Genomic DNA, 22006 nt, shown 5'->3' with positions numbered 1-22006 from the left:
CTCAACCGGGCTGTTCTACACTAAAGCCGTACTTGCGGTAAATAGCCTTCGCCTTATCACTGACCAGGAAATCCATAAAATCGGCCGCAGCTTGCTGATGCGGCGCATTTTTCAACTGCCCCGCCATATACGTGGCCGTTATATTATGTTTATCAGGAATGGTTACCAGTGATACCGGATGACCGATCATCTGCTGGTACCAGGCTTCAGAATACCATACTGGCGCGGCATCGCTCTGGCGGTACAGTATCCGCATGGGTGACTGCCGGTGGTGGATCTGCGTCAGGAAAGTGGTGCTGTCTTTCACTTTTGCATCCATGATCTGGTGCTTCAGCTGCTCACCGCCTGCTTTCACATAAGCTTCTTCAATTCTTTTGCCAATGCCCTCCCAGGCAGGATTAGGCATGGCTATGCGCACACCCGGCTTCGCAAGGTCGCCCAGGCTGTTCACTTTCGCAGGGTTGCCTTTAGGCACCATCAGCGCCAGTTTATTATAGGCATATACTTCCGTACGACTGAAATGATCTGTCATGGCGTTGATACGCGTCTTACCGGCAGTGTACACATCGGGCTTCAGCGTAATCCGCATATTGCCCAGCGTCAGCGAACCGCCTTCTATCTGTTGCGCCAGGATGCCTGGTGGCAGTGTTTCCGCGAACACGCGTTGATAAATGGGATATTGCTGTTTAAAAGCTGCCAGCAGCTCATCGATGCACATAAACTGATTACCGGCGAAAAACACTACCAGCTGTGGATCATTGATATCACCATATAGATCCGGTACATTATCCACACCAGGCACGGTAAACATTACCTTGCTTTCCGGTGGTTTGTTCCACGGCGGATCGAAGCGGTGGTCCTGCGCATAGGCGCTATGGGCTAGTGCTGTCAGCAACAGCACGGGGAAAAACAATCTTTTCATAAGCTTACGGTTTAACAACAGACCAGCCTTCGGCCTGACGGATGATCAATTCCCCATTGCCGCTGGGCACCAGTGCAATGAAGTCATAGAGCTGTTCTTTCGGAATCTTTCTTTCTTCAAGGGTGTTCTGGCATTGCGCTACAATTACGCCGCGGCCTACCAGTGCTTTCAGCGCTTCTTCGTATTCATTGCCTTTGAGATAGGCGTCTGTACCGGCGGAGAAAGCCACCAGCTCTATCTGCAACTTGCCTTTGAGGCGTGGGTCATTCAGTGCATTATTGATATTACGGATGGCTTTCTGAATTACTTTAGGATCATTCTTGTCAAGCTGATAGATGGCATGGTACTGCTTCTGTTTGGCTACTGCGCCGGTGTATTCGCGGTTTTGGCGCAGCTGGGCATCGGTCGTTTGTGCGTAACCGGTATACATCATCATCATCAATGGAACTACAAGGAATTTCTTCATATCTGGGTTTTTATTTTGTGAGTTGTTGCGCTTCCTTTATCGGTTGGTAAGGACCAAATTTATGTTGCTGCTCCGAAAAAGTGTCCGTGTATGGTTTGAAAGGAAAGTCCACCGGCTTTTTAGCCACTACCTTCCAATCGCTCTCCTGGTTGAGATGTGGCCGGGGCCGGCTGTTGACAAACGCCGCCACATCCCAGGCCTCTTCTTCTGAAAGCATCGGCTGGTGATAGTTTGTTCCCAGCGGCATATTGTTATATACGAAGCCGGCAAAATTACTTAAGCGGTAAAGTCCGGCGCCATCGTTATAACTATGCGGTCCCCATAAGGGCGGGTAACTGTACCCTGGCCCAACCGGACTGGGCTGCCCCTCTCCTTCTTTACCGTGGCAGCTGCTGCATTTCTCTTTGTACACCAGCATCCCGGCGGAAGGGTTCGCGCTCCGGTTGAGATACGGCAGCTTCATGATACTGGTGCCCTGCGGTTTGGTACCTTTCGGCACATCTTCACCGAGCCATTGTATGTAGGCGTATATAGCCTGCATCTCTCGGCTGTTGGTGTCCGGTGCATGACCGTTGAGGCTTCTTTCAAAGCAGTCCTTCACACGGTCGTAGATGGTCTGTACGCCGTTGTTACGGGCACGGAACAACGGATACGTGGCATACACCTTGCCGAAGTTGTTGCCATAAGGGACCGTACCGGCCTGCAGATGGCAGTTCTGGCAGTTCATGCCATTGGAGATCTGCGCAACAGCGCCCTGCGGTCCCAGGTATTGCGCGGTGTTGGCGATCAGGTCGTGGCCATATTGTATCAGGCGGCCACGCTCCGTGGAATTGGGTATCTGGCTGCTGGCTGAGCCACTCCAAACATTTTCCGGCTGGTGGGTCGTAAGCCAGGCGGCGAAAGCCTCGTCATCTTTTTTCTTTTGACGGTAGGCGCTGATGCATTCTTTTGCTACTACGAGGCCGGTAGTGGCAAAGAGCAAAACGGGAATCCAGTCTGTTTTCATTGTACTATAGTTTCCGAACACAATTCAATAGCTCAAAGATAATAGCAGCCTCAGAGTTGTTATCATCACAATTGATTATCATCCATAACCGAAAGTTATAAAACCGATAACACATTTCAAAACCGCAAGAAACGGGTTTCTGATGGATGGTAGTCATCCTACTTTTGTAACGATATAATTACGACATATGAACAACATCATTAACCGGCTGGAAACAAAGGACTGGGCCGGTATCACCGAAACACTGCACGACAAAGGATTCTGTGTGGTAGATAATGTACTGACGGAAGAAGAATGCCACCAGCTGATCAGGAATTATGCTTCTCCCGATCTTTATCGCAAGACGATCGTCATGGAACGCTATCGCTTTGGCAGCGGGGAATACAAATACTTTAAATACCCGTTGTCTTCGCTGATCACCGCCATGCGGCAAACAGTGTACACGCACATTGCACCGGTGGCCAACAAATGGATGGAGGTGCTGCAAACAGGTAAAACTTTCCCTGACACACATGAAGAGCTGTTGCAACAGTGCAAAACCGCCGGGCAGGACAAACCCACGGTATTAATCCTGAAATATGGCGCCGGTGGCTTTAATACGCTGCACCAGGACCTCTACGGCGATATTTATTTCCCGTTACAGGTCGTGCTGTTCCTGAACGAACCGGGAGAAGACTATACCGGCGGCGAGTTCGTTCTCACCGAACAAATCCCCCGGGCACAATCCAAAGTCAATGTGTTACAACCACGGAAAGGCAGCATGCTCATCTTCACCACCAACTTCAGGCCCGTTAAAGGCAGCAAAGGATATTACCGGGTGAATATGAAACACGGCGTCAGCCCGGTTCATAACGGTAACAGGCATACGCTGGGCATCATTTTCCACGACGCATTAACCTAAGGCATTATGTTTTATCATGCAGCAATGGGACAGAGCGCCATGGCGCGCAACCGGCAGATATGCCGGCTCAGGCAGGAAGGGCAGCTGACGCTGGGCGGCAACCGCCGGCTGAAAATATACGGACTGCTCTCCTGCCGTTCCGGCAAAAGAATGCTGACCAACAACCGGGTATTCTTTTCAGGAGAAGCCGAAGCACAGGCCCTGGGATACCGGCCCTGCGGGCATTGTATGCCGGAAGCCTACCGCAGGTGGAAAACACAACAGGGTTAACTGGTTTTCCGGTAATTCCAGATGGCCCAGCTGTTGAGCACCACCGCAAAAGCCACCAGGTATAGAAACTCTTTCTGTACATCGGCAAACGTGCTGCCTTTGAGCACAATCATACGTACTACTTTCACAAAATGTGTCACCGGTGTCAGCGCAGCGATATCCTGCGCCCAGCCGGGCATACTGTCCACTGCGGTAAACAACCCGCTCATCAGCATAAAAATCATCACAAAAAAGAAAGCCACAAACATGGCCTGCAATTGGCTATCAGTATACGTAGACACCAGCAGGCCAAACCCCAACAATGCCACCAGGTACACCGCGGCAAACAGGTACAGCAGCGCGAAACTACCTACCGGCCATATGCCGTACACCACCCGCTCCACCGTGAGCGCCAGCGTAAACACCACCATGCCCACCACCCAGAAAGGGATTAATTTGCCAAGGATAAACTGCCATTTTTTAATCGGCGTTACATTGATCTGCTCAATCGTCCCCATCTCCTTCTCCCGCACAATATTCAACGCAGACAAGAAACCCGCGATCAATGTCAGCAACAGCACCATCACGGCAGGTACTACGTAAAAGCGGTATTCGGCCAGCGGATTGTACCAGTTGGAATACGTAATACCAATATTCACACCCTTGCCGGGAACAGGTTTTCCCCGTTCATTCAACCGGATATGCTGGTTAAAATCAGCGATGACGGTCAACAGATAACTGCCACCCAACGCGGCTTTGGTACCATTGATAGCATCAACGGACACGCCTATATGCTGTTCACCTTCCCGCACCAGGTTACGCTCAAATCCAGGCGGAATCTCCAGCACCACATCAGCCTGTTCCCTTTCAATATACTCCAGCGCCTCACGGAAAGAAGGCGCCGCCGCTACAATCCGGAAATATCCCGAAGCGCCTATTTTGTTGATCAGCTGCTGCGACCAGCTACTGTGGTCGTTGTCCACCACCGCCACGTTCACATTCTTCACATCGAAGTTCATGGCCAGCGGAAGGATGATCAGCTGCACCGTTGGCATCACCAGCATCATGGCCAGGATGGTCTTGTCACGGAAAATCTGCCGGAACTCTTTCTTCAGAATAAAACGCAGCATCCTCATGACAAACGGATTTTAAAGTTCTTCAATGCGACGGAGAGCGCCACCACCGTCATCCCCAGCAATACTGCCGTTTCCTTCCAGATATAGGAAAAACCAAGCCCCTTCAGCATCACTGCCTTAATGATCAGGAAATACCAGCGGGCAGGCACCACATAAGAGATCATCTGGAATATCCACGGCATATTCTCCAACGGAAACATAAACCCGGTAAAAATCAGCGTGGGTATCATCATCCCCATCATCGATAATAACAGGGCCGTTTGTTGGGAATTGGTGGTATTAGAGATCATCAACCCGATAGATAAACAGGCGATGATAAACAACGTGCTTACCAGGAACAATAAAAGGATGCTTCCTTTTACTTCCACATGCAATACAAAAACAGCCAGCACCAATATCAGCGTGAAATTAGCGAGTGACAGCACCAGGTATGGTACCGCTTTCGCCAGCAACACTAACAGCGGCTTAAACGGCGACACCAGCAATATTTCCATGGTGCCCAGTTCTTTTTCGCGTACCACTGCTACCGAGGTAAGCGCTGTACACACCAGCATCAGCACCAATGCCATAACGCCGGGGATAAAATTCAGCGAGCCGTTTCCTTCCTCGTTGTACAGCATGCGTTGCTCAGGGATAATCCGGTAAGGCAACTGCGCCCCGGGACTGATCTCCTGCTGATACGCTGTCAGAATAGATGTCAGGTAATTGACCACCGTTTTGGCCATATTGGGATCGGAGCCGTCTGTGAGGATTTGCACCTGTGCCTGACCGGCGTGTTGCAGATCGTTGCCAAACCCGGCGGGGAAAATCAATGCGCACTTGGCAGTGCCCTTTTTAAAAGCAGTACTTACGGCGTCATAGTTGATCGCCGATTCGTCTACGATAAAATAGGACGATGATTTTATCTTGTTGATGATCTGGGTGGAATTCACATCCCTCGCCTGATCTATAACGGTCAGGGTTATATTTTTCACTTCGCTGGTAAGGGCAAAACCGAACAGCACGATCTGCACTACCGGCAGGCCAAACATGATCAGCAGGGTACGTCTGTCCCTGAACACATGAAAAAACTCTTTCCTGATGAATACCAACAACTGTTTCATATCATCATTTTAATCGGCCGACCTTTTAGCGCCGCGGGCCAGTTGATAAAATACTTCGTCCATAGAAGCTGCACGGAACCTGGCTTTCAGGTTACCGGGCGTATCCAGCGCTTCCACTTTCCCGTCTACCATCACCGTGATGCGGTTGCAATACTCCGCTTCATCCATGTAGTGGGTGGTTACAAATACGGTGATACCTGCGGCGGCAGCTTCGTAAATCATATCCCAGAACTGCCGCCGGGTGATAGGGTCCACGCCACCGGTGGGCTCGTCCAGGAAGACAATCTGCGGATCGTGAAAAATGGCGACAGAAAAAGCCAGCTTCTGTTTCCAGCCTAACGGCAACGAACCCACGAGCTTCTTCGCTTCGGGTGCCAGTCCCAGCTTATTCACCAGCCGGTCGCTGCGGCGGCGTATTTCTGCTGATGACAAGCCATATACACCCCCAAAGAATTCTATGTTCTCCACCACGGTGAGGTTTTCATACAGGGAGAACTTCTGGCTCATATAACCGATGTTCTTTTTGATGGACTCCTGTTGTTTGTAGACATCAAAACCAGCCACGGTGGCTTTACCGGAGGTAGGGTATGACAATCCGCACAGAATACGCATGGCCGTGGTTTTACCGGCGCCATTAGCACCGAGGAAACCGAATATCTCTCCCTTCCTCACGTCGAAGGATATATGATTAACGGCCACAAAATCGCCGAATTGTTTCGTCAGTTCTTCACATACGATCACCTTGTCATTCATGGCTGTCCATTTTGTTTTTCATTCATAAGGCGGATAAAGCTGTCTTCTATCGATGGACTGATCTTTTTTGCTTCTACCTGTTCATGCCCTTGTGCCGTAAGCTTTTGCTGCCATTGTTGTAAATCAGGCTCAGCGTCATCCCGGAAAGTCACGTGCACATATTCCCCGAAAGCATAACAACTGTCGATAGCAGTATCTTCCCGCAGCGATGTCAGCAGGCGATAGATATTAGCCGCCTTCACCGCATAGAGTTTCACCGGAAAAGTGGCGATCACATTGGCAGGCGTATCCACGGACATGATTTTGCCGCCCTGTATGAGTGCAATGCGTTCACAGAGCACTGCTTCATCCATGTAAGGTGTAGACACCACGATGGTAATGCCCTGCTGTTTCAGGGTGCGCAGCATTTCCCAGAACTCTTTGCGGGACACGGCATCCACGCCGGTAGTTGGTTCATCGAGGAACAGTACTTCCGGTTTGTGTACCAGCGCGCAACACAGTGCCAGCTTCTGTTTCATGCCACCGGACAGCTTACCCGCACGGCGGTCGCTGAACGGTTTGATCTGTTCGTAGATATCCCGGATAAGGTCGTAATTGGCTTCGATCGTAGTACCAAAGAGGGTGGCGAAGAAATGAAGGTTCTCTGCCACGGTAAGGTCCTGGTAAAGGGAAAACCGGCCAGGCATATATCCTACGCTGCGACGGATGGCCTTGTAGTCTTTCACACAATCCCGTCCGTTGACAGATGCGGCGCCTTTGTCCGGCAGCAGCAGCGTGGTAAGGATGCGGAAGATGGAAGTCTTGCCGGCGCCGTCCGGGCCAATCAGCCCAAACAGCTCACCCGCAGCCACTTCCAGCGACACGTCGTCCACTGCCAGCACTTTGCCCGCTTCATACGTTTTGGTAATATGGTCCAGTACTACTGCGTTCATGCTATTGCTATTGATGGATCAGCATTTCCCCATACATGCCTATTTTAAGATAGCCGTCATTTTTCACTCTTACCTTGATCGCATATACGAGATTGGCCCTTTCATTTTTTGTCTGGATAGTTTTGGGGGTGAACTCTGACTTATCTGAAATCCAGGTGATCGTTCCGGGATAGGTCTTGTAATCTTTTTTCCCCTGATCAATGCGTATCTGTACTTCCTGTCCCAGTTTGATTTTGGGCAGGGTCACACCGGTCACGTAAGCCTTCAGGAACAGCGTATCGATATTGGCGATTTTGTATAATGGCTTGCCCACAGTGGCCATTTCACCTTTCAGCGCGTAACGGGAAAGCACTACGCCGGTCACCGGATTGACTACCTGCCCTTTGCGGACCTGCTCCCCAAACTGCGCCATCGATTTTTCCAGCGGCGCCTGTTCACTGAGGATAGAGCGGTTCTGTGTAGCGATATTGGAATTATAGAGGTTGCGTTGTTGCCGGGTAACGTTCAGTTGTTTTTCCAGCTGGTCCACCTGCGCGTTCATATCGTCCAGTTGCTTTTGGGTGGCAGCGTCGCTTTTCACGAGGTTCTCCGTTCTTTTTCTTTCGCGGTACAGCTGCTGCAGCTGTGCTTCCTGGACGATCAGCTGCCGTTCCACCAGCTGGGCTTGTGGCTGTGGGTTGTTGGTTTTCTCCCGGAGGGCGTGAATGGAGGCCTGTACCTGTTGTTGTTGCAGCGCCGGAATGGTCACATCAATTTGGCCGATTACCTGTCCGGTGTTAAGTTTGTCGCCTTCATTCACCGGGAAGGAAAGTATTTCGCCATTCTGTTGGGCAGATACGATCACTTCATCCGCTTCGAAATTGCCGGAGGCGTCATATGCCGGTTTGCCGTCCCCGCAGGCACTTATCATCATCACGGCGGTTGCTATCCAAATGAGATGGTATTTCATGTTACAAGAAATTAATCAGTTCCCGGAAGTGTTTTTATAGTTGTATTGTGCCTGTAGCAGCTGTATTTCGTGCAGGATACGTGTCTGTTTGGCCAGATTTTCCGCGTTCACCTGCGAGATATATTCATGTACGGTAATAACACCGTTGTCCAGTTGCGCCCTGGCAGATTGCAGTACGGCCGAACGCAGACGGATCGCTTCATCGTCCTGTTCCATCAGGGCCGCGTACTTATCCACATCCTGTTGTTGTTGCTGCATGGTGAGCGTGGTATTGAGCAGGAATGTTTCCCGGTTGACATCCACCATATGGCGGTTGATATCGAGGAGGCGGCGGTTGTTTTTAAGGGAGTAGAGGCTGCCGAGCGACCAGTTGAGCCGCAGGCCACCCATCCACCAGGTACCGAAGTCATTGCTAACAATATTGAGAGTGGGCCGTCCGTAGCCGCCTTGCAGGAAGGCATTCAGTTTGGGGAGGTAGGCAGATTTCAGCTGCCTCTCCTGCACATCGTAGGTTTTCTGCTGATAATCATATAGCGCCAGTTCAGGGCGGTGGATACCTTCCGCAGGGCGGGCCGCATCCGGATATGCCAGCACAGCGCTATCGCTCAACGGCTGATGAATAAAGGTAGCCAGCATTTTCAGATAGGCTTTACGGTTAGCACGGAATTCAGTGGTGGCCATATCGGCATTTACGATTTCGGCCTGTAGCTCCGCTACATTGCTCCTATAGGCGACACCGTTAGCCAGGGCGGCTTTCATTTTATCGGTCGTGCTTTGCAGATTGTTGCGCCGCAGGGCGTTTTGCCGGAGCTGGGCATCCATGAGCAGCACCGCAAAATACAGCTGGGTGACTCTTTCGCGGATGGTATAGAGGCTGACTTCCAGGTTTTGTTGCTGCACTTTTTCGTTGGCCCGGCTGGCCTCCTGCTGATAGCGGGTTACGCCGCCATCATAGATTTGTTGCGACAGTTCCGCCTGTAAGCGGTATTGGTCTTTACTGAGCTGCGGTGGATTCAGGCCAGGGATAGGCGGCAGCACTTCAGCAAAATTCACCACTTCTGATTGGTAAGAGGCTTGTCCGGACACCGTCAGCTGCGGCAGGTACAGCTTACCGGCATTGGCAACCGTATAGCGGCTGGTACGGGCTATCAGATCGTACTGTTTGATAAGCGGATAGTTCTGTCTGGCGAGGGCGTAACATGTTTCGAGCGTCAGCGCCTGTTGCTGCGCCTGCGCCGTAAGCCCGGCCAACATCATGATACAACCCAGCAGTTTACATACTTTCATGATGCATGATTCGGTTTGAATTATTGTTTTAAAAAACTGTTCAATCCATCAGCAAAAAAAGGGGTGTTACCCCAGCATACCTTTCAGCCACAACGGGATTAGCATTCTCCGTTCATTCATCAACGTTACAAACTCCCCGTCTTTCACCAGGTCGTTGCGTTCCAGGATAGGCCTCGCCAGAAACGGCATCACTACCAGTCCTATCACGTTCATCATGATATGCACCGGGTGGACAGCCAGTTTGCCTTCTTCTTTCATGGCAAATAATTGCCTGATCAGGTGCGACTGGAACAAGGTGTTCTGCTGCGCAAAGCGGGTAAACATATCATCTCCCGTAATGATTTCATTGACCAAAAACAAGGGAAAATCCGGGTTTTCCAGCAACAGGTCAATGTAGTAATTGACCGCCTTGGTGATCTTTTCCGGGATGCTCAGCTGTTCATCATTAAAAAAGGTACTGATCTCAAACACCAGCTTCTGTACGGCTTCAGCCATCACCACTTCAAACAGTTTCTCTTTGCTGCGGAAATAGTAATTGACCAGCGACAGGTTAATATCTGCCTCGGCAGCGATGTCACGCACCTTGGTGGCCGCAAATCCTTTACGGGTAAATACTACCCGCGCTGCTGCCAGTATCTTTTCTTCTGTACTGGCGTCCTGTTCCTTTTTTCCTGCCATATGCCTGATTTTAATCCAAAGCTAAAACAATATTTCGGAATTTGAACAACCTTTTTAAACAACTGTTCAATTTTAATTTGCCACGATTTTTCCATTTCCCGTTCCCAGGGCTGAAGCCCTGGGCTAAGATGTTATTCAGGGTTTTTCTCTGAAAAATACAACACTAAAATGGGGGTATTTTGATTCCTGGCAGTATATATTGGTTTTCTACTTAATGGACCACTCCAATTCCTGTGATTGATTGTTTCGGTTTTCAGAAAAGAAGAAGCCATGGCAGAAACCTCGAGAGAAAAAACAATGAACATTTGTTTTGTACTTTCTGAGAAACAGCCTGAATAACATCATAGCCCCGGGCTTCCAGCCCGGGGAATCGAAATGATCAATCGCGGAAATCGAAATAATGATTCGTGGGAATCAAAATAATAATGAATCACGGAAATCAAACTGGCCCATCGCCTGTCCGGAAGGTAAAACGTTACGTCCGTTTCTTTTCTTCCTCGTTGCCGGTACCCCGTATCTCCCGCTTACGGGTGGACTGTCCCAGCTTATAACTAACGGAGAGGCGTATATGACGGTTCACCTGGAAATGTGTAAATGTCTGTGGGATGTAATTCACTTCCGAACGCACTATACTGGCACTGGACCGGAAGAGGTCTGCCCCGTTGAGCGCAATGCTCATGCGGTTTTGCAGGCAGAGGGCTTTAATGCCAAGGTCCATATTGTAATAGGTGTTGGATTTGCCGTTATGGTCCACTTCCGGGAACTGGCACCAGAAATTGAGCGCTGCCATCAGGGTTTTGTGCTTATTGAGCGCGATGTTGTTATTGGTAGCCAGGTACAGGCTCATGCCGTCAATGTTGGGAATGTTCGGCAAGGCGCTGCGGGCGGCAGTATGGTAGCCAGTTACCTGGTTGATGCTTTCCAGCCAGGGCAACGGCTGCAGCGTAGCGCTGGCAGAGAGGCCATAGCGGTATATCTTCAGAAAGTTTAACGGTGTGGTATATACGGTGTGATCATCCGGCATAGCCATCGTGATGCGGTTAAAGCCATTATTGGTGATATTCAGGAACGCAGCAGCAGTAAAGCGTTCGCGCCAGTGGTGCGACAACTCAAAGTTGCTGTTGTATTCCGGCTGCAGATACGGGTTGCCCTCCAGGTAGCTGTAAGCGGTAGTCAGCGATTTATAAGGGTTCAGGTCCCAGAACACCGGCCGGTTAATACGTTTACCGAAGGTGAAAGCCAGATGGTTATTGTCATTGTAATTCCAGGCGGCGGAGAAAGACGGGAACAGCTTCACATAGTTGTTGTTCATGGTCTTGTCCTGCACATGGGAAACGCCTTTCGTTTGGGTGGCTTCCATACGCAGACCGGCATTGAGTTTCCATTTACCAGCCTCTTTAGAAGCAGTGGCATATACCGCCTGCGTATTTTCCGTATAGTCGTATTCGTTACTCAGGTTTTTATCATACTCCATTTCACCATGGAGATTTTTATAATAAAAAACGTTGCTGTAGTTATCGATAAAGCTCAGCTTTCCACCGAAGGCGTAATTAGCAAACGCAGTGGGCCATTGCAGATCCGCTTTCAAGGTGTAAATATTGATCGCCTGTTTGTTGGTATCAAAGTATTTGGTGGTACCATTGGCAATCGCGTCTCCTTTTCCGTCATAACGCTGGCTGATAAAGTCAGATTGATCGGTACGGTAATAGTTAAAATAATCCGCGTCAACAGACAGCTGTCTTCCGCTGGAATCCAGCCTTGTCACCAGGTGGAGGTTCAGCCCAGTGCTCCACGCTACCGGTTGATACGTAGCGAAAGTCCTCAGCAGCGAATCGAGCTGGCCGCGGGTGTTGTATACCGGGTTGTTCACGTGATCGTCACCAATGTAAGCGGTACGGGCGCCGCTATAATTAAACCCGATGGTAGTGCGGTTACTTATCTTGTAATCCGTTCCCAGCACCAGGTTGAGGTTACGGATTTTATAGTTGCCGGTATCTGTCTGTGACCAGAACTGGTTCGGGTATTGCAGGTCTATGCCGAAGCCTTCCAGAAAGCGGCCGTGTTCATAGTTGAGATTCCCATAGAACGACCATTTATTGGTATTGTAGCTAAAGTTGCCTCCGGCCGCAGCTGTACCATAGTTAGTCACGCCGTACAGGGGCTTGAAACCATAGTCCGACAGTTTACCACTGGCCTGGATTTCCCCGCTGAAGCCCTGGTTTCTGTCGCGGCGCGTTACTATATTGATCAGGCCGGCATTGCCATCTGCGTCATAGGCGGCCGACGGATTAGACATCACTTCCACGCGGGCGATCTCCCCGGCTGACATGGACTTCAGGTACCGTTGCAGGTCCTCCCCTGCCAGCGGGATAATCCGTCCATTGATCATCACCTTCACTGCACCTCTGCCGGCGATGGCGATCAGGTTGTCTGTCACCCGTAATCCTGGCACACGGGCCATTACCTCCAATCCGTTGGCGCCGGCAGCAGTTACGCTGCTGGTCACGTTATAAATTACACGGTCGGTCTTGCGCTCTACCAGTGCTTTCTGTTGCACGACAGAGATTTCTGACAGTTGACGCACTTTCGGTGGCGGCACAGTATCCTTCGCTGATTGTTGTGCATGGGCCAGTACAGGCGTTATCAGAAAAAGTTCAGCCAATAGAAATACGGGCAATAGGTTTTTAGTTCCGGGCATGGTTGAATAGTGGTTATTAAGAAAAGCGGTGGATAAAGATATAAAAGTTATATAACTTGCTACCCATAATGTGAAATTCAACCAGTCAAGGAATAAGGAAGTCGCCATGAACATTGCACACGAACTGAAAAAAATCTTACCTGATAATCGCATCAAGTCCAGGTATATAGATCTTATCTCATATGCCTCAGACGCAGGCTTCTACCATTTGGTGCCGCAGGCAGTAGTGCAACCGATCGGTGAAGCAGAGATCGTGGCCTTGTTCCGCTTTTCGCAGCAGTACCGGATTCCGCTGGTATTCCGTACCGGTGGCACCAGCCTTTCCGGCCAGTCTATCACCGACGGTATCCTGGTAGACCTCAGCCAGTACTGGAATAAAATACATATAGAAGAAAACGGGCAGGCCGTGCGTGTGCAACCGGGCATTACCGGCGCCATGGTGAACACCTACCTGAAAAAACATGCCCGCAAAATCGGACCTGATCCATCCAGCATCAACTCTGCCATGATGGGCGGTATCCTGTCCAACAACTCCAGCGGCATGTGTTGTGGCGTAGCGCTCAACTCTTACCATACTACCCGTTACATCAAATTTATCCTGCCTGATGGCAACACCTTCAGCACAGAGCATAAAAATGACTACGCCCGTTTTGAAATGGAATGTGCGCCGCTGTTTGTGAGCCTTGCTGATTTCCGCGACCAGATAGCCGCCGATAGGGCATTACACGATCGTATCCGTCATAAATACCAGACCAAAAATACTGTCGGCTATGCGCTGAACGCCTTCATCGACTATCGCCATCCGCTGGACATCATGGCCCACCTGTTGATCGGTGCTGAGGGTACATTGGCATTCATCGCCGAAGCTGTGATGGACACCGTGCCGGACTATGCCTACAAATCCACGGCGTTGCTGTATTTCCCGACCATCTACGCCGCCTGTCAGGCTATCGTGCCGCTGACCAACGCCGGCGCCCTGATGGTGGAGCTGATGGACCGCGCCTCCCTGCGGGCTGTGGAAGATATGGACGGTATGCCCGCCATCGTGAAAACGTTGCCGGAAACGGCCGCAGCGTTGTTGATAGAATTCCAGGAAGAAACGCAGGCAGCCCTCGACGCCCGTGTTAATGGTTTCATGGCCTCTGCCGCCAGTCTCGATATGTCCGAGCCGCCGGTATTCACCACCAATCCGGCTGAACAAGCCTTCTTCTGGAAAATCCGTAAAGGATTGTTCCCTGCCGTGGGAGCCGTTCGCGCCAGCGGTACCACTGTTATCCTGGAGGACATCGCCTTCCCGGTAGCAAAGCTTGGCGATGCCATCCTCGATCTGCAAAAACTTTTCGCACAATATAATTATCACAACGCCATCATCTTCGGTCACGCGAAAGATGGCAATATCCATTTCGTCGTTACCCAGTCGTTCAACACACCCGATGAAGTGACCCGCTACGAACTTTTCATGCAGGATGTGGTGGCGCTCGTTGTCAACAAATACGACGGCACCCTCAAAGCAGAACACGGCACCGGCCGTAATATGGCACCCTTCGTGGAAACAGAATGGGGTGGCGATGCCTATGAGATCATGAAAAAGGTCAAAGAAGCCGCCGATCCGCATAACCTGCTCAATCCCGGTGTGATCATCAATCCTGATGCCCGCGCCCACCTCAAACACCTGAAGGAGCTGCCTACCGTCGAAGAAGAAGTGGACCGCTGTATCGAATGCGGCTATTGCGAACATAAATGCCCGAGCCGCGATATCACCACCACGCCGCGCAGAAGGATCGTTATCCGGAGAGCGCTCAAACAATTGCAGAAAAACGGTGACAAAGCCAATTATAAAGTCCTCCTGGACCAGTACCAGTACGATGTGCTGGAAACCTGCGCCGTGGATGGTCTCTGTGCCACTGCCTGCCCGGTAGACATCAATACCGGCGACCTGGTGAAACGTCTCCGCCGGGAGAGCCACTCGGCTTCTGCCAACAAGCTCGCGTTGCAGGTAGCCAAAAATTTCAAGACGGTGGAATGGGCCGTCAGGACCGCCATTCAGGTCGGCACCGGTATCAACCAGGTGTTCGGCAAACAAGCTATGACTAATCTCACCAAAGGCATCCGGAGTATTATTCCCTCCGTGCCGCTATGGTCGGAGCAGCTGCAACCTGCGCCTAAGCTGGATATCCTCAAACCGCGGCAGTCCGCCGATGCGTCGATCGTATACTTCCCCGCCTGTATCTCCCGTATGCTCGGCACCTACGAAGGGAAATCCAAAAATCTCATGGAGACATTCCTCAGCGTATGTGAGAAAGCCGGTATCAGTGTAGTCGTTCCCGATAATCTCAGTGGTACCTGCTGCAGCCAGATCTTTTCTTCCAAAGGATATAAAGATGCGTACCAGCATACCGCCAATCATATCATCGAGAAGCTGTGGAGCGACACCCGTCAGGGTGCGCTGCCGGTAGTCATCGATGTCAGCTCCTGCGCTTACACGCTACATCATGTGCGCCCCACGCTCAACGATGCCAACAAACAGAAATTCGATCAGCTTCAGATCCTCGATGCCGTGGACTTCCTGCATGATTTCGTGTTGCCGAAAGTAACCGCTGTTAATAAGAAGAAAAGTATTGCGCTACACCCGGTGTGCTCATTAGAGAAAATGAAGACGGGGCATAAGTTTGTGCGTGTAGCACAGTTTTTTGCGGAAGAGGTGATTGTGCCTAAAAACGCAGGATGCTGTGGTATGGCCGGTGATCGCGGGTTCTTGTTCCCGGAACTAACAGCATCGGCTACACGTCCGGAGTCTATGGAGGTGAAATGCAACGAACATGATGGATATTATTCTTCTACCAAGACTTGTGAGATTGCTATGTCTACGGCGGTGAAGAAGAATTATGAATCCGTGTTGTACCTGGTAGATGAAGGGTTATAGAAATTTTTTTATTCAATAGAAAAAGGCTTGCAGTGATGCAGGCCTTTTTTATTGTAGTAATTTCTCTCTTAGAACAACATCCTCATTGCCATCTTCATCTTCTTCCAATATCAGTTCCCAGTTTAATTTCTCAGCGATCCTTGCTAACAAACTCACATATAAGGTTTCATTTCGAGGATCTGATTTTGAACCAACTACAGCAATTAAATTAATCCATCTACTTTTGTAACCTGCGTATGTGGCATAATTACCGTTATTAGAATTGACGGCAACAACACTGATCCAGGGAAAACGTTCAATGTTACCGAATTCCTGTTTGTCTATACGTTGCAATTCTCCCGTATTATTCAACACATTGAGAACATCACCAGTCAATATTCTCTGGCTATAACTTCTATCACTTCGTATCTCGTAGTACCAGTAAAGAGGAGACCACATAGTTTTTATTTTGAAATCAGGTTAACAGTATACAGATGCCTCCTGTATTAAGCTCCAACTATTAACTCTCGCCATCTAACTTAATAAGCAACGCAGTGAAGCTATTAGCAACATGGTGAAATCCCATGGCGCTATTGTCGTCCCATAAAACAACCGGACAGTCGTTTTCTTCTGATTCTCTGAATCGTTTGTCTTGATGTGATAAAAATTACATACCCAATAAATATAATATTTATTTTATGATTTTCATCCACGATAATCCAATTAAAACTTCTGTCATGGGAAGGAAATACGGCTGCGTTCTTATATTTTAATTCCTTTATGGTCCAATTAATACAAGAACTGACATAGAAGAAAAATAAGCCGGGGATAACTTTTCAATTCCCTCATGGTTTTATTATGTTTTACCAGGAAGGCCACGGATACACCTTCTTATTGTTTCAATTCCGTATGGTCTAAAACATTTGGTGAAGCCATAGTTGTCACCCAGGAGGTCGAATTTCAATTCCTTGTTAGTACTATTAAAGCCGTAAAAGCGGCAGCAAAAAAAGTGATAAAGGCGATATTTCAATTCTTAGTAGTGCAACTAAAAATCGCCCAGACTGTATCATCGTAGATGATTTTGATACATTTCAATTCCTCTATATAGTCTGATTAATACCTACACTCGCCTACCTGTTCTACAACTCACCCTAACCTTTCAATTCCTTTACGGTTCAATTAAAACGCGTTTCTTGGAGTGGATATGGGACTGCTGAAAATCTTTCAATTCCTCTATGGTGATTTCAATTCCTCCATACTTCAATTAAACATTCCACATCAAAACCCACACCGCCACCAGCAAACCTTTCAAGCCTCCTGCTAACCTTCCCCACAACAAAAGTCGCCGACCACCAGCCACAAGATTGGCCCGATGATCGACGACTTGTTACATTCTATTTCACAACAACTACTAAACAAACATATGTGAAGTGAATAGATTCTTCTGCTTAAATCGACTCAACAAGCAAGCAGGCAGTGTACACGTATGAAAAAGGGAAAATAACGTCTTTAAAAACATCTCACAAAACATGCAGGCTCCCCATCCCGGAACTATTATATACCCCAGCGCCGGCATCCGCCAATAACTTCAGTGCTTGGCCTGCTCCTTTCACTTTGAGCCGGAAGTTCGTATACCCACGGATCTTCGTCTCCTGGGGTGTATCTGCCTTAATTGTCACCAGCCTGGATTTGGGCGGTTTTTCCATCATCACCACTTCCACGCTGACCGGATCAAACACGGTGTCTGCCTGATCTTCGCCGTACATGGTGATAAATTTCTCGCGCCAGTTATGCACCAGTTGTGTCACAAAATCGGGATGCTGCGGAGAGAGGAAATCATAGTATCCCCGATCGTTCTTAGTACCGCAAACCAGCGGTGAAAACGGTTGCAGCAAAATCTCCCGGACTTCCTTGTCCGGAATGTTCTCCAGCGGCGTCGGCGTGGGATGTACTTCTGTTACGACAAACGCCGCCTGGCTGCGACGGTCGCCAATTTCGATGGTTTCATCGAGAAACAGTCCCCGGATAAAGCTTTGGGCAGCCTGCGGCAGATGAAAAGAGATCATGAACATGGCCTCGTCAGTGAGAAAACGGAAACGGTCTCCTTCAATGCGAAAGGCGGTACGGATCTCTGAAAAAGAAAACAGTTTAAATACTTTGAGGGAGCCAGGGCGTGAATATCCTCTGTCATGGAGGAAAGCCGCGTAAGCTTCATCTGCCTGGTGCAATATTTTAAAAATCACTGCCGATAAGGCATAAGGGTAATTAATTGGAATGACAGCTGCTGGATGTGTGGCTTTTAGTTTAATTCTGAAACGCATGTTTACAAATGAATAAATGATGACTGTTGCAAACAACTACACGAACAATACAATCAGATTTCTGAACTACTAACTGCCATAGACCCAAATAAGTACTATCAACCAACAAAAAAAAATGTGGGTATGGGTGAACAACACCACTTCCATCCCGGATTTTCACCACCCTGACGGGCAGATCCCACCCCCGTATTATTCCCCTGCTCCTATTAAACTGCGGAATTGCCGCGGCTAATTAACGTCACAGTCTTAATTTTAGGTGCGTCCTGTTTTGCCCTGCCAGCTATCCCGGCCTTATTCGAATTCGAGCCAACGAACGAGCAGATTGATCCGTGAAGACTATTTACCACCGGTACCGGTTATCAAAGCACCCAAAGAACGCATCTACCTCCGCTTTTTAAACACTTAAATATTCAGTTTTATGGAAACAACAACACTTCCGGGGCTGTACTGCCCCTTCCCGGGAAAACTCAATCCTTTGGTCGAAAAGGCTGACCGTCACACAGCGGCATGGGTCAGGAAATTCGGGCTGGACAACGGCAATGGCCAGTGGCAACTGTACCAGGAACAGAAATTCTCCTGGATGGTGGCCCGTATGTTCCCCAATGCCGACTTGTTCAGACTGGCTATTGCGGCGGATTTCAACACCCTGCTCTTCCTCTGGGACGATGAGATAGACCGCATCACCCTCAACAACCCCGGCGGCTTTGAAGCCCTTGCCGGTAAAATGATCGGTGTACTGAAAGGCAAATATCAGGCGGAGCCACAGCAAGACCCGCCCCTGCTGCTTGCCATGCAGGACATCTGGCTGCGTATGGTACAGATAGGGCCCGCGGACTGGCAACAACGGTTCACCACCAGCCTCCATGCTGCTTTTATGTCTAACAGCTGGCGCATGCAACATGTGACCTCCACCGATGATATCACATTAGAAGATTATATGCTGCATCGCCCCGGTATCGGCGGCGCCAACTTCTTCCTCGACCTCGCAGAAATCATGGAAGATGTGTTCCTGCCAGCCTCCTGGTATGCCGATTCCCTGATTAAAGAACTCGGCCTGCTCTGCAGCCGGACCATCTGCTGGGCCAACGACCTGTTTTCCTATACCAAGGAACTGGAACAGGGCGATGAGCTGAACCTGGTCATGATGATTAAAAACAAAAAACAGGTGTCACTGGAACGGGCTGTCAACGAAGCGGCAACTATCCACGATGATGAAATCAGGCAGTTCCTGCATACCGCAGACGTAGTACTGTCGCTCAGCTCCGGACAGGATTATCCGCTGCTGGACCGTTATATCCTTATGCTGGAACATATGATGGAAGGAAATATCTCCTGGAGCACACGCGATACCAGCCGTTATGGCATCGCCCAGACCAATTACGAATTACGGGTTACAAATTACTAATGGTGAGTGCGAACTATTGATGACGTGAATTTGTAAGACGGGGTTCAAATTTGATCATTAACTCATTGAGGGTTTTCAGATCGATGGGTTTGGTCATAAAATCATCGGCGCCGGCTGTGAGCATCTCTGTGATGGATGCTTCGGCCGCGTCGCCGGAAACAACGATCACGATGGCATCACGCGTTGCAGGGTTATCCTGCAGCGCTGCCAGCGTGGCTTTGCCATCCATTCCCGGCATATGGGAATCCAGGAAGATAATATCGGGATGTGTTTCAATAGCCATCTTCAGCCCCTCTTCTCCGCCATAGGCAGCGGTGATGAGGCATTCCATCCGTTCCAGGAAACGGCTCAGGATCATATTGCTCATCTGGTTATCATCCACCACCAGCGCCTTTACCCCTGGGAACGCGTGGAGCGTAATGTTCCTGTTCACAGGAACGGCCGGCGCCGGCGTTTCTTCCACCACTACCAGCGGCAGGTTGACGGTAAACACAGACCCTTCGCCGGTTTTACTGGCTACGGTGATAGTACCGCCCATCAGTTCTACAAAACGCTGTACAATTGGCAATCCCAGCCCGGTACCTCCGAAAGCATGCTGTTCGGATACATACGGCGAAAAAATAGTCGACAGGCGGTCCGGCGGAATGCCTTCACCACTGTCTTTCACCAGCAACTGCCACTGCTCTCCGTTGGGCCTGATCTGTACGGTAACCGTACTGTCAGGATGGGTAAACTTGATGGCGTTAAACAACAGGTTATTGAGTATCTGTGTTAATTTGATTCTATCTCCTTCCACCCGCGCAGGCATCTGTGGGTCTATCTCCAGCGCTATACTGACATCCCTGACATTGGCGATGTATTGGTAGATAGCAGTAGCTTCGCCCGCCCAGTCCCGCACGTTAAACACGCCCGTTTCCAGCTGTGGCGCCACGCCTTCCTGCTGCCGGAAATGCTCCAGGTTATTGTTGAGGATCTGCAATACATTATGCGAAGCGGAATACAGATGCTCGATGGATGACTTCAGTTCAGCCGGATACAGATCGCTTTTTTGCACCTGCATCAGCAGGTCCTGCGAGATGCCATACACCGCGTTAAAAGGATTCCTCATTTCATGGGAGGTCTCCATGGCCTGCCGTCTCGTAGCTTTATCAGCCATTTCCAGCGCGGTGGCTTTCCGCTCCAGCTGCGCGTTTTTACGCCGTAATGTGCGCACATACAAAGCAAAAGTGATCACATCCAGCACCAGGATGGCCGGGATGGTCACCCAGCGGATGAGGAACTGTTCATCATGGGAAAGTGCCAGCGGCTCTATGAAATAGTAATAATAATTCAGTTCGCACAATACCAGGCATATCACGGAAATGGCTATACTGAACTTTATCAGTAGCGGTTTACCATGAAACACCATCAATGCAGCGCCTAAAAGGAAAAAGAAAAGCAGGTATACTTCCGTTACCATGCCCAGCAATGCACTGAAATAAACGATAGAAAGGTTATGCACAAAAGCTGTCAGGATGGCTGCCGTATTATGCCACCGGAAATGGTTGAGCATAAGCACCACCACAAACAAAAGGGCTTCTGCGTAAGCGGGTATCAGGATCTCCAGATTACCGGTAAGATAGTAGATAACAGAGCCGAAGATCAAACAAAGCGCAATTGATGCAAGACTGAGAGTGTTGATAATACTGACTCGTTTCTTCTCCTCTCCTTCCAGCTGGGCAGTCCCGGTATGTATGATTTCCCGTGCGAGCAGCACAGGGTGGAACAATCTAAAATAGGTCATTGGGACATCAGTTTGCTGAGAACATTCTCCACGGTGAACATCACATCCTTGATTTATTCTTATACGAAATTACTCACAAATCACCGTATAAAGATAAAATGTATTTTTACAATATATTTTTATCTTTCGATGAATAAATTACTGATTTTTTCGCTCTTTTTAGCACTTGCTCCGCAAATCGCAAAATGTCAAACTTACAAGGCCCCCACGAGTACCAACAAGATATTTCTGGGTACCGTTAAAGGTATTAGTTACACGTATCAGAACGGCGTCATCACCGTTAAGAATAACGGCCAGTACAATATCGGTACCCTGCGTATCTCGGCGGAATCCACGGCAGACAAAGAACTGTACGGTGTAGCCCTCTTTGAAGACGGGTTGGATAAAGGTCAAACGCAAAAGACCACCGTATATTTCACCCGTGGTCTTGATAATGATAAGGAAATACCGTTGAAAGAAATCGACGCCAAAAAGCTGGTGCTCTGGATTGACAAGGCCACCAGAGCGCAATAGCT

At 49.4% G+C, this 22006-nt stretch carries 19 protein-coding genes; 5 read left to right on the top strand and 14 right to left on the bottom strand.

Going from position 1 to position 22006, the window contains the following annotated elements; genetic code table 11:
• Position 1: 1 nt before the first annotated feature.
• From HHL17_RS32870 to HHL17_RS32860, 3 genes are read right to left on the bottom strand one after another with little or no spacing between them, the layout of a single operon-like run.
• The gene (locus tag HHL17_RS32870) at positions 2–922 is read right to left on the bottom strand and encodes a molybdate ABC transporter substrate-binding protein (RefSeq protein ID WP_169229026.1); all 921 of its coding nucleotides are present in this window, start codon (positions 920–922) and stop codon (positions 2–4) included.
• A gap of 4 nt (positions 923–926) precedes the next feature.
• Positions 927–1388: a DsrE family protein gene (locus tag HHL17_RS32865; protein WP_169229025.1), complete on the bottom strand. Its 462-nt coding sequence runs from the start codon at positions 1386–1388 to the stop codon at positions 927–929.
• Between the two features lie 10 nt (positions 1389–1398).
• Positions 1399–2394 (bottom strand): c-type cytochrome, encoded by a 996-nt coding sequence (locus HHL17_RS32860; protein WP_169229024.1) that lies wholly within the window; start codon positions 2392–2394, stop codon positions 1399–1401.
• Between the two features lie 187 nt (positions 2395–2581).
• Between HHL17_RS32860 and HHL17_RS32855 the strand changes: the two genes are divergently transcribed.
• Both HHL17_RS32855 and HHL17_RS32850 read left to right on the top strand, forming a co-directional pair.
• Positions 2582–3295 (top strand): 2OG-Fe(II) oxygenase, encoded by a 714-nt coding sequence (locus HHL17_RS32855; protein ID WP_169229023.1) that lies wholly within the window; start codon positions 2582–2584, stop codon positions 3293–3295.
• Between the two features lie 6 nt (positions 3296–3301).
• A complete protein-coding gene (locus tag HHL17_RS32850; RefSeq protein WP_169229022.1) occupies positions 3302–3565 on the top strand; it encodes an Ada metal-binding domain-containing protein in 264 nt (87 codons plus the stop codon).
• Here the strand turns inward: HHL17_RS32850 and HHL17_RS32845 are convergent.
• The 8 genes from HHL17_RS32845 to HHL17_RS32810 form a co-directional block, all read right to left on the bottom strand.
• A complete protein-coding gene (locus tag HHL17_RS32845; protein WP_169229021.1) occupies positions 3562–4680 on the bottom strand; it encodes an ABC transporter permease in 1119 nt (372 codons plus the stop codon). The genes HHL17_RS32850 and HHL17_RS32845 overlap by 4 nt on opposite strands.
• Positions 4677–5783: an ABC transporter permease gene (locus HHL17_RS32840; protein ID WP_169229020.1), complete on the bottom strand. Its 1107-nt coding sequence runs from the start codon at positions 5781–5783 to the stop codon at positions 4677–4679. The genes HHL17_RS32845 and HHL17_RS32840 overlap by 4 nt, the downstream gene beginning before the upstream one ends.
• Positions 5784–5792: 9 nt before the next feature.
• Positions 5793–6536 carry an ABC transporter ATP-binding protein gene (locus tag HHL17_RS32835; protein WP_169229019.1) on the bottom strand — a complete coding sequence of 248 codons (744 nt, stop codon included), beginning with the start codon at positions 6534–6536 and terminating at the stop codon, positions 5793–5795.
• On the bottom strand, positions 6533–7468 hold the full coding sequence (locus HHL17_RS32830; protein ID WP_169229018.1) for an ABC transporter ATP-binding protein: 936 nt from the start codon (positions 7466–7468) through the stop codon (positions 6533–6535). Before HHL17_RS32830 ends, HHL17_RS32835 begins: the two co-directional genes overlap by 4 nt.
• Positions 7469–7475: 7 nt before the next feature.
• Positions 7476–8417 carry an HlyD family secretion protein gene (locus HHL17_RS32825; protein WP_169229017.1) on the bottom strand — a complete coding sequence of 314 codons (942 nt, stop codon included), beginning with the start codon at positions 8415–8417 and terminating at the stop codon, positions 7476–7478.
• Between the two features lie 15 nt (positions 8418–8432).
• Positions 8433–9704 carry a TolC family protein gene (locus HHL17_RS32820; protein WP_240976022.1) on the bottom strand — a complete coding sequence of 424 codons (1272 nt, stop codon included), beginning with the start codon at positions 9702–9704 and terminating at the stop codon, positions 8433–8435.
• A 66-nt stretch (positions 9705–9770) separates the two neighbouring features.
• Positions 9771–10382 carry a TetR/AcrR family transcriptional regulator gene (locus tag HHL17_RS32815; protein ID WP_169229016.1) on the bottom strand — a complete coding sequence of 204 codons (612 nt, stop codon included), beginning with the start codon at positions 10380–10382 and terminating at the stop codon, positions 9771–9773.
• 475 nt (positions 10383–10857) lie between these two features.
• Entirely contained in the window at positions 10858–13080 is a 2223-nt protein-coding gene (locus HHL17_RS32810; protein ID WP_169229015.1) for an outer membrane beta-barrel protein, read from the bottom strand.
• Between the two features lie 106 nt (positions 13081–13186).
• Here HHL17_RS32810 and HHL17_RS32805 point away from each other — a divergent pair, with 106 nt between their 5' ends.
• Positions 13187–16003, top strand: coding sequence for an FAD-binding and (Fe-S)-binding domain-containing protein (locus HHL17_RS32805; protein ID WP_169229014.1), 2817 nt, complete (start codon positions 13187–13189; stop codon positions 16001–16003).
• Positions 16004–16051: 48 nt separating this feature from the next.
• Here the strand turns inward: HHL17_RS32805 and HHL17_RS32800 are convergent, their stop codons facing one another.
• A complete protein-coding gene (locus HHL17_RS32800) occupies positions 16052–16441 on the bottom strand; it encodes a hypothetical protein (protein ID WP_169229013.1) in 390 nt (129 codons plus the stop codon).
• Positions 16442–17502: 1061 nt separating this feature from the next.
• Positions 17503–18303: a CRISPR-associated endoribonuclease Cas6 gene (gene cas6 / locus HHL17_RS32795; RefSeq protein WP_169229012.1), complete on the bottom strand. Its 801-nt coding sequence runs from the start codon at positions 18301–18303 to the stop codon at positions 17503–17505.
• Positions 18304–18721: 418 nt separating this feature from the next.
• Here cas6 and HHL17_RS32790 point away from each other — a divergent pair, with 418 nt between their 5' ends.
• A complete protein-coding gene (locus HHL17_RS32790) occupies positions 18722–19708 on the top strand; it encodes a terpene synthase family protein (protein WP_169229011.1) in 987 nt (328 codons plus the stop codon).
• 13 nt (positions 19709–19721) lie between these two features.
• On the opposite strand, the gene HHL17_RS32785 is transcribed toward HHL17_RS32790, so the two are convergent.
• On the bottom strand, positions 19722–21491 hold the full coding sequence (locus tag HHL17_RS32785) for an ATP-binding response regulator (RefSeq protein WP_169229010.1): 1770 nt from the start codon (positions 21489–21491) through the stop codon (positions 19722–19724).
• 129 nt (positions 21492–21620) lie between these two features.
• Between HHL17_RS32785 and HHL17_RS32780 the strand changes: the two genes are divergently transcribed.
• On the top strand, positions 21621–22004 hold the full coding sequence (locus tag HHL17_RS32780; protein ID WP_169229009.1) for a hypothetical protein: 384 nt from the start codon (positions 21621–21623) through the stop codon (positions 22002–22004).
• Positions 22005–22006: the final 2 nt, after the last annotated feature.

Origin of the sequence: Chitinophaga fulva (assembly GCF_012927205.1) — a bacterium.
In the GTDB taxonomy this organism is placed as follows: domain Bacteria; phylum Bacteroidota; class Bacteroidia; order Chitinophagales; family Chitinophagaceae; genus Chitinophaga; species Chitinophaga fulva.
The sequence above is the reverse complement of the archived record's forward strand: the minus strand, read 5'-3'. Positions and strand labels throughout refer to the sequence as shown.

Coding starts and splice junctions, on each gene's coding strand:
- HHL17_RS32870 (WP_169229026.1), bottom strand. CDS start 922: ATGAAAAGATTGTTTTTCCCCGTGCTGTTGCTGACAGCACTAGCCCAT.
- HHL17_RS32865 (WP_169229025.1), bottom strand. CDS start 1,388: ATGAAGAAATTCCTTGTAGTTCCATTGATGATGATGATGTATACCGGT.
- HHL17_RS32860 (WP_169229024.1), bottom strand. CDS start 2,394: ATGAAAACAGACTGGATTCCCGTTTTGCTCTTTGCCACTACCGGCCTC.
- HHL17_RS32855 (WP_169229023.1), top strand. CDS start 2,582: ATGAACAACATCATTAACCGGCTGGAAACAAAGGACTGGGCCGGTATC.
- HHL17_RS32850 (WP_169229022.1), top strand. CDS start 3,302: ATGTTTTATCATGCAGCAATGGGACAGAGCGCCATGGCGCGCAACCGG.
- HHL17_RS32845 (WP_169229021.1), bottom strand. CDS start 4,680: ATGAGGATGCTGCGTTTTATTCTGAAGAAAGAGTTCCGGCAGATTTTC.
- HHL17_RS32840 (WP_169229020.1), bottom strand. CDS start 5,783: ATGAAACAGTTGTTGGTATTCATCAGGAAAGAGTTTTTTCATGTGTTC.
- HHL17_RS32835 (WP_169229019.1), bottom strand. CDS start 6,536: ATGAATGACAAGGTGATCGTATGTGAAGAACTGACGAAACAATTCGGC.
- HHL17_RS32830 (WP_169229018.1), bottom strand. CDS start 7,468: ATGAACGCAGTAGTACTGGACCATATTACCAAAACGTATGAAGCGGGC.
- HHL17_RS32825 (WP_169229017.1), bottom strand. CDS start 8,417: ATGAAATACCATCTCATTTGGATAGCAACCGCCGTGATGATGATAAGT.
- HHL17_RS32820 (WP_240976022.1), bottom strand. CDS start 9,704: ATGAAAGTATGTAAACTGCTGGGTTGTATCATGATGTTGGCCGGGCTT.
- HHL17_RS32815 (WP_169229016.1), bottom strand. CDS start 10,382: ATGGCAGGAAAAAAGGAACAGGACGCCAGTACAGAAGAAAAGATACTG.
- HHL17_RS32810 (WP_169229015.1), bottom strand. CDS start 13,080: ATGCCCGGAACTAAAAACCTATTGCCCGTATTTCTATTGGCTGAACTT.
- HHL17_RS32805 (WP_169229014.1), top strand. CDS start 13,187: ATGAACATTGCACACGAACTGAAAAAAATCTTACCTGATAATCGCATC.
- HHL17_RS32800 (WP_169229013.1), bottom strand. CDS start 16,441: ATGTGGTCTCCTCTTTACTGGTACTACGAGATACGAAGTGATAGAAGT.
- cas6 (WP_169229012.1), bottom strand. CDS start 18,303: ATGCGTTTCAGAATTAAACTAAAAGCCACACATCCAGCAGCTGTCATT.
- HHL17_RS32790 (WP_169229011.1), top strand. CDS start 18,722: ATGGAAACAACAACACTTCCGGGGCTGTACTGCCCCTTCCCGGGAAAA.
- HHL17_RS32785 (WP_169229010.1), bottom strand. CDS start 21,491: ATGACCTATTTTAGATTGTTCCACCCTGTGCTGCTCGCACGGGAAATC.
- HHL17_RS32780 (WP_169229009.1), top strand. CDS start 21,621: ATGAATAAATTACTGATTTTTTCGCTCTTTTTAGCACTTGCTCCGCAA.